Below are 9,061 nucleotides of genomic sequence, written 5' to 3' on the forward strand. Positions count from 1 at the left end.
TGGCCCACATGCCGCCCATGCCCGCGCGGCCATCGGCCGGCGGCGGAATGTCGGCCGGCTTCGGGACGTCCCACGGCTCCGGCTTCCAGACATTACCGGCCGGGTTCTCGGTGCGTTTGAGGAGCTGGCAGGTGGCGCGCCCAGCGCTCACCCCGCCGGAGATGAACTCCGCGTCGATCACCCGGATGCGGTTGCCCTGGCGGACCACGGTGGTGGTGACCTCCACCGGCGACAGGTCCGGCAGGCGGTACATGTCGACCGTCAGCCGCGCCGGGATGAAGTCCGGGTCGCCGTGCAGCCGCTCGATCTCGGCGCCCAGCAGACCCGCGATCACTCGCCCATGCAGGGAGTTGGGGTTCCAGGGACCGCGCGCGGCGGGGGTCGGGACGTAATGCGTCCCCTCGAGGATGAAAAACGGTTCGTTCGCCATGGCCAAGCTGCGTAAGGGCGCCAGCCGGGGCGATCAAGCTCTCGCGCTCAGCGGACCAGGCCGCGGAATTCCTTGCTGCGGCTGAGCCAGGCGGCGGCGTAGCCGCAGATCGGGACGATCGTCAGCCCCTGGTCACGCGCCTGGGCGGAGAGCGCCGCCATCAGCCGCCCGCTCGCGCCGGTCCCGCGCAGCGCCGGCGGGGCATAGACATAGTCGATGTAGAGCTCGCCGCCCTGCCGGCGGTAGTCGGCATAGGAAGTCAGCCCCCGCTCGTCCATCTCGTAGCGGGCGCCGGTGTCGCGAAGCTCAGAACCGCGGGACTCCGACATAACAGGTTCTCCTTACAGCGATACGCGTCTAGCTTCACCGCCTGACCGTAGTCTCAACCAGTAACTGGCGTTCGTATGGGAGGGTTCAAGATGCAGCGTTCAATGATCCTGCTGGCCACCGTCGCCGCCCTGGCGACGCTCAGCGCCTGCTCGAAGAAGACCGACACCGCGGCCACCGGCACGGCCGCCAACACCACCGCGACGGCGTCGGCGTCATCGTCCGGGCCGATGGGCTTCCCCAGCCGCAAGGCCGGCCTGTGGGAGCAGACGGTTTCGTCCGACCAGTTCCACCAGACCATGAGCATGTGCCTGGACGCGGCGACCGACGCCAAGATGAAGGTGTGGGGCAGCCAGATGCGCGGCGGCAAGACCGACTGCTCCGAACAGAAGATCACCCCGCGCCTGGGCGGCGGCTGGAGCATCCACGCCGTCTGCGCCATGGGCGAAAGCGGCACGGTCACCACCGATGGCGAAGCGTCCGGCGACTTCGGCTCGCACTACACGGTGGACATGACCTCCACGACCTCGGGCTCGCCGATGCAGCAGGCCAACGGGGTGCATAAGGTCAAGATGGAAGCGACCTGGAAGGGTCCCTGCCCGGCCGACATGAAGGGCGGCGACATGGCGCTGCCCGGCGGCATGAAGATCAATGTGCTCGACGCCGCGGCCGGCAAGCCGGCGTTCGCCGGAGCCGGCGGCCACATGGATCGCGCCCAGATGGAAGCCATGCGCAAGCAGGCCCTGGAGATGGCCAAGCAGATGAAGGCCGAACAGAAGCAGTAGCAGCCTAGGCCAGTTCCACCGCCATGGCGGTGGCCTCGCCGCCGCCGATGCAGAGGCTGGCCACGCCCCGCTTGCCGCCCCGGGCCTCCAGGGCGGCGAGCAGGGTCGCCAGGATGCGCGCGCCCGAAGCCCCGATCGGGTGACCCAGCGCGCAGGCGCCGCCGTTGACATTCAACTTGTCGCGGTCGATGCCCAGGTCGCGCTCGGCGATCATCGCCACCACGGCGAAGGCCTCGTTGACCTCGAACAGGTCGACGTCGTCCACGCTCCAGCCGGCGCGCTTCAGGCACTTCTGGATCGCCGGGACGGGCGCTGTGGTGAACAGGCCGGGCTCGTGGGCGTGGGCGGCGTGGGCGGCCACGCGGGCCACGATGGTCATCCCCAGCTTCCTGGCCACGCTCTCGCGGGTCAGCACCAGGGCCGCGGCCCCGTCGCTGATCGATGAGGCGTTGGCCGCGGTGATGGCGCCGTCCTTGGCGAAGGCGGGCTTCAGCGTCGGGATCTTGGCCGGGTCCGCCTTGGCCGGCTGCTCGTCGTCCTCGATCAGCACCGCGCCCTTGCGGGTGACCACCTCGAAGGGGACGATCTCCTTCTTGAAGGCGCCGGACGCCGTGGCGGCCTTGGCCCGGGTCAGGGACGAGATGGCGAACGCGTCCATCGCCTCGCGGGTGAACTGGTACTGCTTGGCCGTCTCCTCGGCGAACGAGCCCATCAGCCGGCCCGGCTCATAGGCGTCCTCCAGCCCGTCGAGGTACATGCTGTCGTAGGAGGTGTCGTGGCCGATGCGCGCGCCGCCGCGGTGGTTCTTCAGCAGGTACGGCGCGTTGGTCATGCTCTCCATGCCGCCGGCCACGATGATGTCGCAGGTCCCGGCGGCCAGCGCGTCGTGCGCCATGATCGCCGCCTGCATGCCCGAGCCGCACATCTTGTTGACCGTGGTGGCCTCCACCGACTTCGGCAGGCCCGCGTGGATCGCCGCCTGGCGCGCCGGCGCCTGGCCGAGGCCGGCGGACAGGACGCAACCCATGACGATCTGCTCGACGGCGGCCGGATCGGCCTTGGCCCGCTCCACCGCGGCGCGGACGGCGGCCGCGCCGAGATCGGTGGCCTTCACGGGCGCGAACACCCCCTGGAAGCCGCCCATGGGCGTGCGGGCGTAGCTGGCGATGACGACGGGATCGGAGGCTTGGGTCATGGGGCGCATATAGGCCTTACCCCCATATCCGTCATCCTCCGGTCGCCCGAAGTGGCGATCCGGGGGACCCAAGCCGTGTCACCCCATTCTGCGCTTCAGTTTGGGTCCCCGGATCAGCCTGCGGCTGACCGGAGGATGACGGCCTGTTGGGCTAGGCGTGTTTGTGGTTCAGGCCCTTAAGGGTCTCGGCCAGCCGCGCCTCCTTGCCGACCTTGCCGCCCTTCTTGGCGGCGGCGTGCAGCTTGGCGGCGGGGATCTTCTCGTCCTTGGGCACGTGCAGCGCCTCGTGCAGCTTGCCCTTCTTCTTGGTCGCGCCGGCGATCCACTTCTTCTTCTCGGCCATGACAGGTCTCCTTTCGCGGGAGAACGGCCGGGCGCGGTCAGAGGTTCGCGCGCACCGCAGACGCGATGAAGCCGCCGCCCAGCACGCGGGTCGGGGCTTCCGGGGCGTAGAGGGCGCAGGCCTGGCCGGGGGCGACGCCTTCCTCGTGGGTGTCGAATTCGACGCCCGGCTGGCCATCGACCATCGCCAGGTGTCCGGCGACCGGCTCGCGGGTGGAGCGCACGCGGGCCAGCACCGGGCGGCCCGCCGCGCAGGCCGCGTCCAGCGAGGGCTCGTCGCCCAGCCAGTTGGCTTCCTTCAGCGTCAGCGCGCGGGTCAGCAGGGCTTCGCGCGGGCCGACGATCACCTGGCGGGCGTCCGCATCGATGCGGGTGACGAACAGCGGGTCGCCGACGGCGACGTTCAGGCCCCGGCGCTGGCCGATGGTGTAGCGGGTCACGCCCTCGTGGCGGCCGAGCACCCGGCCGTCCAGGTGGACGATGTCACCGGGCTCGGCGCCATGCGGGCGCAGGCGGTCGATCACCGTGGTGTAGCGGCCTTCGGGGACGAAGCAGATGTCCTGGCTGTCCGGCTTGTCGGCCACCGCCAGGCCCAGCTCAGCGGCGGCGGCGCGCACCGCCGGCTTCGGAAGCCCGCCCAGCGGGAAGCGCAGGTAGGCGAGCTGTTCGGCAGTGGTCGCGAACAGGAAGTAGGACTGGTCGCGGGCGGGGTCGGCGGCGCGGTGCAGCTGGGCGCCGGCGGCGGCGGGTTCGCGGCGGACGTAGTGGCCGGTGGCCATGGCCTCGGCGCCGAGGTCGCAGGCCACGTCCAGCAGGTCGCGGACCTTGACCGTCTGGTTGCAGCGCACGCAGGGGATCGGCGTCTCGCCACGCAGATAGGCGTCGGCGAAATCCTCCATCACCTGGTCGCGGAAGCGGCTCTCATAGTCGAGGACATAGTGCGGGACGCCCAGGCTCTCGGCGGCCGTGCGCGCGTCGTGGATGTCCTGGCCGGCGCAGCAGGCGCCCTTCTTCTGGATCGCCGCGCCGTGGTCGTAGAGCTGCAGGGTGACGCCGACCACGTCATAGCCGGCGCGCGCCAGCAGGGCGGCGGTGACGGTGGAGTCCACGCCGCCGGACATGGCGGCCACGATCCGGGTCCCGGCCGGCAGGCCCACGGCTTCCCGCGCGGCGGCGATCAGGCCGTCGCTCAGGGTTCCTGCATCGATCACCGGGGCGTTCATGGGCGGCTATCTAGCCCCTCGGGCCCGGTTTTTCGAGGTCAGTGCATGAAGAAGCCGATGAAGTCGATGTCGGACCAGGCGGGACCGGCCGGCCGGCCCTGGCCCGGCGGGGTCGCCAGCCGGGCGGCGGTGATCCCCTTGGACGACACGACGATAAGCCGCTGGTCGCCGGCGCCGCGGGCGATCACCATGTCCTTCGGGACCCGCGAATAGTCCTCCCGCGCGCGGACGCCGCCGGGGTTGTTGGCGGGTAGCCACCACGTGATCCCGTAGGCGGGATTGGCGGGCGACGGCTGGAACTCGGCCTTCAGCGTCGCGGCGTCGACGATCTGCCTGCCGCCCGCCTTGCCGCCGGCGCGGATGAACTCGCCGTACTTGACCCACTCGCGCACGCTCAGCACCGCGCCCTGCGGCAGCAGGGCGTCGCCGTTGGGCGTCCTGCGCCACTGGCCGGGATGCAGCTCGATCGGGTCGAGCACCCGGCGCTTCAGATAGAGGTAGGGATCGCCCGGCTGGCCGGCGGCCGTCAGCTTGCGGCGCATGACCTCGCCGAAGGCCATGTAGGGCGCCGGGCCATAAAGGAACTTCGTCCCTGGCTCGGCGGTCAGCGGCATCTTGACGGCGTCGGCATAGGTCGGCGGATGGCCCACTTCGCTGGGCATGCCGGAGCTCAGCGACAACAGCTGGCGGATCGTCACCTTGGCCTTGCGCGGGTCGGCCTTCCACTCGGTCACAGTGTCGGCGACGGGTTCATCGAGGGCGAGCAGGCGATCCTGCACCGCCGCGGCCAGCATGGCGCCGACGAAGCTCTTGGTCCCCGAGGCCGTCTCCATGGCGTGGTCCGGCGCGCCCTCGCCCGCGTAGCCCTCGCAGATCGGCTTGCCGTCCTTCAGCACCAGCACGGCCGCGCCGCGGCGCGCGGCGGAATAGTCGAGCGCCTTGCGGCAATCCGGGTCGTTGGCCCCTGCATAGCCCTGTGCGGCCGCCGCGCCGGCCCCGACGGCCAGAGCGAGCGCCAGGCCCGCGATAAAGCTGCGTGTCCACATCGACGCCTCCCAGACTTGAGACGCCAGCGTCGCAGGGTTTTCGCGCGAAATCTACCGACCAGTCGGTCGGCTCAGCCTGTGGCGGGCAGCAGGTTGATCAGGCTGTCGCTCTGCAGCGCCTGCAGCACCCGAGCGGAAGCCTGCACCGAGAGCTGGGCGTTGCTGAGGTCGGTGGCGGCCTTGGCCATGTCGGCGTCGGTGATGTTGCCGATCATCGCGGTGAGCGAGTTCTGCTGGGTGGTCAGGCTGGCCTGGACGTCGCTGACCCGGGCCTGCGTCAGGCCGTTCTGGGCGGTGGAGGTCGTCAGGCCGGTGCCGACCTGCGTCCAGGTCTGGATCTGGGTGGTCAGGAAGTCCTGCTGGGCCTGGGTGAGCTGGCCGCTGAGCGGCCCGCCGGGGCCGTCGTTGAACGCCTGGATCGCCTGGAAGGCCTGCATCATCGGCGTCGCCAGGTTGCTGGCGAGCTGGCCGGTGGTGACGGTGGTGTTGTCGTCCAGCTTCGCCTGGGTCTGGAAGTTGTCGTTGCCGAAGAAGGTCGAGAGCGCCGGGCCGGACGTCAGGTCGGTGAGCTGGGCGGCGTTGAAGGACTTGGTGTTGATCTGGCCGCCGGAGAACAGGTACTTGCCGTCGTACTGGGTGTTGAGGTCGCTCGATGCGGCCGAAAACGAATCCTGCATCTCCTGCATCAGCGTCTCGCCGCTGCCGCTGGCGAGCGCGTTGGCGATCGCCGTGCGCACGTCGGTGGCGGTGTTGGAAAGATCCGTCAGCGCCTGGTCCTGGGTGCTCAGCTTGGCCGCCACCTGACTGTTCTGCGCCTGGTAGGAGACCAGTCGGGTGTTCACCGACTTCATCGCCGTCAGGGTCTCCGCCTGGGTGGCGAAGGCCTTCAGGTCGTTGCCGTTCTTGGTGGAGGAGACGCGGTTTTCGGCGTTGGTCTGCTGGTTTTCGGCCAGCAGCAGGTTCTGCAGGATGGCGGAATAGGCGCCGGCGGTGGAAACGCGATCGACCATGGTTCGGTCCTCTGGATCTCAGTCAGGAAATCAGGCTGTTCAGGACGTCGAACAGATCCTTGGTCGCCTGAATCATGCGGGCGTTGGCCGAATAGGCCTGTTGATAGGTGGTCAGGTTCACCAGCTCCTCGTCGAGGTTCACGCCCTCGACGGAGGCGCGCTTGGCGTCGGCCTCGGTCTGCACCGCGGTGGCGCTGCTGGCGTTGCTCGCGGCGGTGGCGGCGTCGCGGCCGAGCGAGCCGCCGAACTGGGCGGCGTAGTTGCTGAGCGTCATGGAGACGTTGCCCAGGTCGCCGGCCGCCTTGAACAGGATGCTGTTCTGCTCGGCCTGCGCCAAGGCCAAGGCGCCGGTCCCGTCACCGGGAGCGACCGCCGACTGGCCTGCCGCCACCCCCAGGTTCAGGGTGGCCAGCGGCAGCTTGGTCGGGTCCGCGGCCATGGCCGGATTGACCTGATAGCTGGACGCGCGCGCGGCGCGCGCCACCTGCCCCACGCCGAACAGCTGGCTGAATGAGGGGCCGCCCGCGCCGCGCTGGGTGTTGTCGGCCACCACGCTGACCGTGGCGTTCTGCGGGGCGTTGCCGGTGAAGGCGAGCCCGCCCTGGGCGTCCAGGGTGAAGGACCCGTAGATGCCGATGCCGGTGGAGCTGCTGTTGAGCGCGTTGACCAGGTCGCCGACGCTCGGGTTGCCGGCCGGCGGCACGGCCACCGTCACCTGCTGCAGCGGCTTGCCGTCGGCGGTGGAGACCTGCAGCGTGATGGTGCTGCCGGGGGTGAAGCCGTTGGGGTCGGAAGACGACAGGCCGGTGTCGTAGGTCGAGATCCCCGTCGAGGTGATCAGGTCGTTCAGCCCGAAGAACTGGGAGAAGCCCTGGCCGGCCTTCTGCGAGGTCCCCTCGTCGATCGCCACGCCGTTGGAGCCGGCGGCGGAGATGCTGAGCTGGCCGTTGGCGAAGCTGGCCGAGCCGGAGGCGCCCAGCGCCGTGTTCAGGCTGGTGAGGAAGTTCGCGGGCGTGAAGCCGCTGGTCGGCCCGCCGTTGACGCTCATCGTCCCGTTGGTGAAATCGATGGCCACCGTCTTCTGCACGACGCCGTTGGGGTCGGTGATCGCCACCGTCGACTGGCCGGAGAAGCCGCTCAGCGCCGTGGGCAGGTCCAGGCCGGTGTTGCGCCCGGTGAGCGTGGACGGCGGCGGCGAGGCCGTCGAGGCGTTGCTGGCGGCGTTCAGAGCCTGGGCCGTGCGCGAGACGAACTCGCCCAGCTGGTCGGAGATGCCCGGCAGCTTGTCGTTGCGCAGCGACAGCAGGCCGCCGAGCTCACCGCTGACTGGGGCGATCGGCTGCGGGCCGGAGTTGGCGCCGCCGGTGGTGACGCTGAGATAGCCGGGCGTCGTGCCGCTGTTGTTGTAGTTGACCGTCGAGGGACCCGTGCCGCCACCGGCCAGCAGCACCCCGTCGGCGGTGCGCACCGTCACCCCGCCGCTGGGCAGGTTGTTCACCTTGACGTTCATCAGCGTGGAAAGCTGGTTGACCAGCTGGCTCTGGATGTTCTGCGAACCGGTGGCGTCGCCGCCGCTGACCTGGGCGCGGCTGATGTCGGTGTTCAGGGAATCGATCTGCGACAGCAGGCTGTTCACCTGGTTGACGTCGTCGGTGACCTTGGCGTCGACGCTCGACTGGAGCTGGCTGACCTGGGTGTTGATCTGGTCGGCGTCGCTCAGGAAGTTCTGGACGTCGGTCACCGCCTGGCCGCGCAGCAGCGCCGAGGAGGGGTCGTTGGCCGCCGACGCGAACGCCGCCGAGATCTGGTCCGGCATGTTGAAGAAGTAGTCGTCCGAGGTCGGGTCGCCGAACAGGGTCTGGGCGTTGTCGAGGAACTGCGAATAGACGTTGGCGCTGCTCGCGTCCGAGCCGGCCGACAGGCTGGCGGCCTGCAGGTACTGGTCGGTGACGCGCTTGACCCCGACAACCTGCACGCCGGCGCCGGCGCCGGCCTCCACCTGCTGCTGCTGCACGACGGTCTTGCGCGTGTAGCCGGGCGTGTTGACGTTGGAGATGTTGTCCGAGATCGCCGTCAGGGCGGCCTGGGCCGCCTGCAATCCCGACGTCGAGATCTGAAGGGCGCTTGAAAGGGTCATGGCGTCTTACGACTCCGCCCGGCAAAGGATGACGCGCGACCCGGCGGATTCTGCCGGGGGGATGGCTAACGCCCGCGCGACGGGCCGGGAAATCTTCTTTGTTTTCAACATGACCCCTTCCGAGGGCCGGTGAGCTCACGTCCCAAGTCGCAAGACCGGCGCCAGTTCGGACAGACCCTGGAAAGGCACGCCCCCGCGCGCGTGAAGGCGCGTGTGGGGCCGGCTGATCTGGGTGGGCTGGGCGGCGATCCCAACGCGGCAGGAAACGTCCACAGGCGCCGCTTCGGCTCGGCAAAAACCGCTCTTCCCCTGGGTGGGCGGCAGGCCCTGGAACGCCTGTTTCCCAAGCAAAATCAGCATTATGCCAAGTTGGCGCGAAGGTTGCTCCAGAGGGTCCGAATGATTCCGGCGCAGCAGGCGCCAGACGCTCCTCCCTCAAGCCAGGCGAAGCCCGCGTATGTCCGCTGTCGCGATGAACCCCGCACCTGTTCCAGCCCCCGGCCCCGCCGGCGCGGGCCAGGCCACGGGTGCGTCGGGCAGTTCGGGCGTATCGGCGAGCGGCCATC

At 69.7% G+C, this 9,061-nt stretch carries 9 protein-coding genes; 1 reads left to right on the forward strand and 8 read right to left on the reverse strand.

What is annotated here, in order from left to right:
• Together VGL85_RS05845 and VGL85_RS05850 are read right to left on the reverse strand one after the other, a co-directional pair.
• Positions 1-430: acyl-CoA thioesterase domain-containing protein (locus VGL85_RS05845; RefSeq protein WP_331586962.1), on the reverse strand; the 430-nt coding region annotated here is incomplete at its 3' end.
• Between the two features lie 47 nt (positions 431-477).
• Positions 478-759, reverse strand: a complete 282-nt coding sequence (locus tag VGL85_RS05850; protein WP_331586964.1) for a GNAT family N-acetyltransferase — start codon at positions 757-759, stop codon at positions 478-480.
• Between the two features lie 90 nt (positions 760-849).
• Between VGL85_RS05850 and VGL85_RS05855 the strand changes: the two genes are divergently transcribed.
• On the forward strand, positions 850-1,542 hold the full coding sequence (locus VGL85_RS05855; protein ID WP_331586966.1) for a DUF3617 domain-containing protein: 693 nt from the start codon (positions 850-852) through the stop codon (positions 1,540-1,542).
• 4 nt (positions 1,543-1,546) lie between these two features.
• On the opposite strand, the gene VGL85_RS05860 is transcribed toward VGL85_RS05855, so the two are convergent.
• From VGL85_RS05860 to flgK, 6 genes are all read right to left on the reverse strand, one after another.
• The gene (locus VGL85_RS05860) at positions 1,547-2,737 is read right to left on the reverse strand and encodes an acetyl-CoA C-acyltransferase (RefSeq protein WP_331586968.1); all 1,191 of its coding nucleotides are present in this window, start codon (positions 2,735-2,737) and stop codon (positions 1,547-1,549) included.
• Between the two features lie 151 nt (positions 2,738-2,888).
• Entirely contained in the window at positions 2,889-3,080 is a 192-nt protein-coding gene (locus tag VGL85_RS05865; protein ID WP_331586970.1) for a hypothetical protein, read from the reverse strand.
• 37 nt (positions 3,081-3,117) lie between these two features.
• Positions 3,118-4,302: a tRNA 2-thiouridine(34) synthase MnmA gene (mnmA, locus tag VGL85_RS05870; RefSeq protein ID WP_331586972.1), complete on the reverse strand. Its 1,185-nt coding sequence runs from the start codon at positions 4,300-4,302 to the stop codon at positions 3,118-3,120.
• Between the two features lie 38 nt (positions 4,303-4,340).
• Positions 4,341-5,348 (reverse strand): serine hydrolase domain-containing protein, encoded by a 1,008-nt coding sequence (locus VGL85_RS05875; protein ID WP_331586974.1) that lies wholly within the window; start codon positions 5,346-5,348, stop codon positions 4,341-4,343.
• 71 nt (positions 5,349-5,419) lie between these two features.
• Positions 5,420-6,358: a flagellin gene (locus VGL85_RS05880; RefSeq protein WP_331586976.1), complete on the reverse strand. Its 939-nt coding sequence runs from the start codon at positions 6,356-6,358 to the stop codon at positions 5,420-5,422.
• A gap of 22 nt (positions 6,359-6,380) precedes the next feature.
• Entirely contained in the window at positions 6,381-8,495 is a 2,115-nt protein-coding gene (gene flgK, locus VGL85_RS05885; protein ID WP_331586978.1) for a flagellar hook-associated protein FlgK, read from the reverse strand.
• Positions 8,496-9,061 lie beyond the last annotated feature (566 nt).

The organism is Phenylobacterium sp. (assembly GCF_036501465.1).
In the GTDB taxonomy this organism is placed as follows: Bacteria; Pseudomonadota; Alphaproteobacteria; order Caulobacterales; family Caulobacteraceae; genus Phenylobacterium.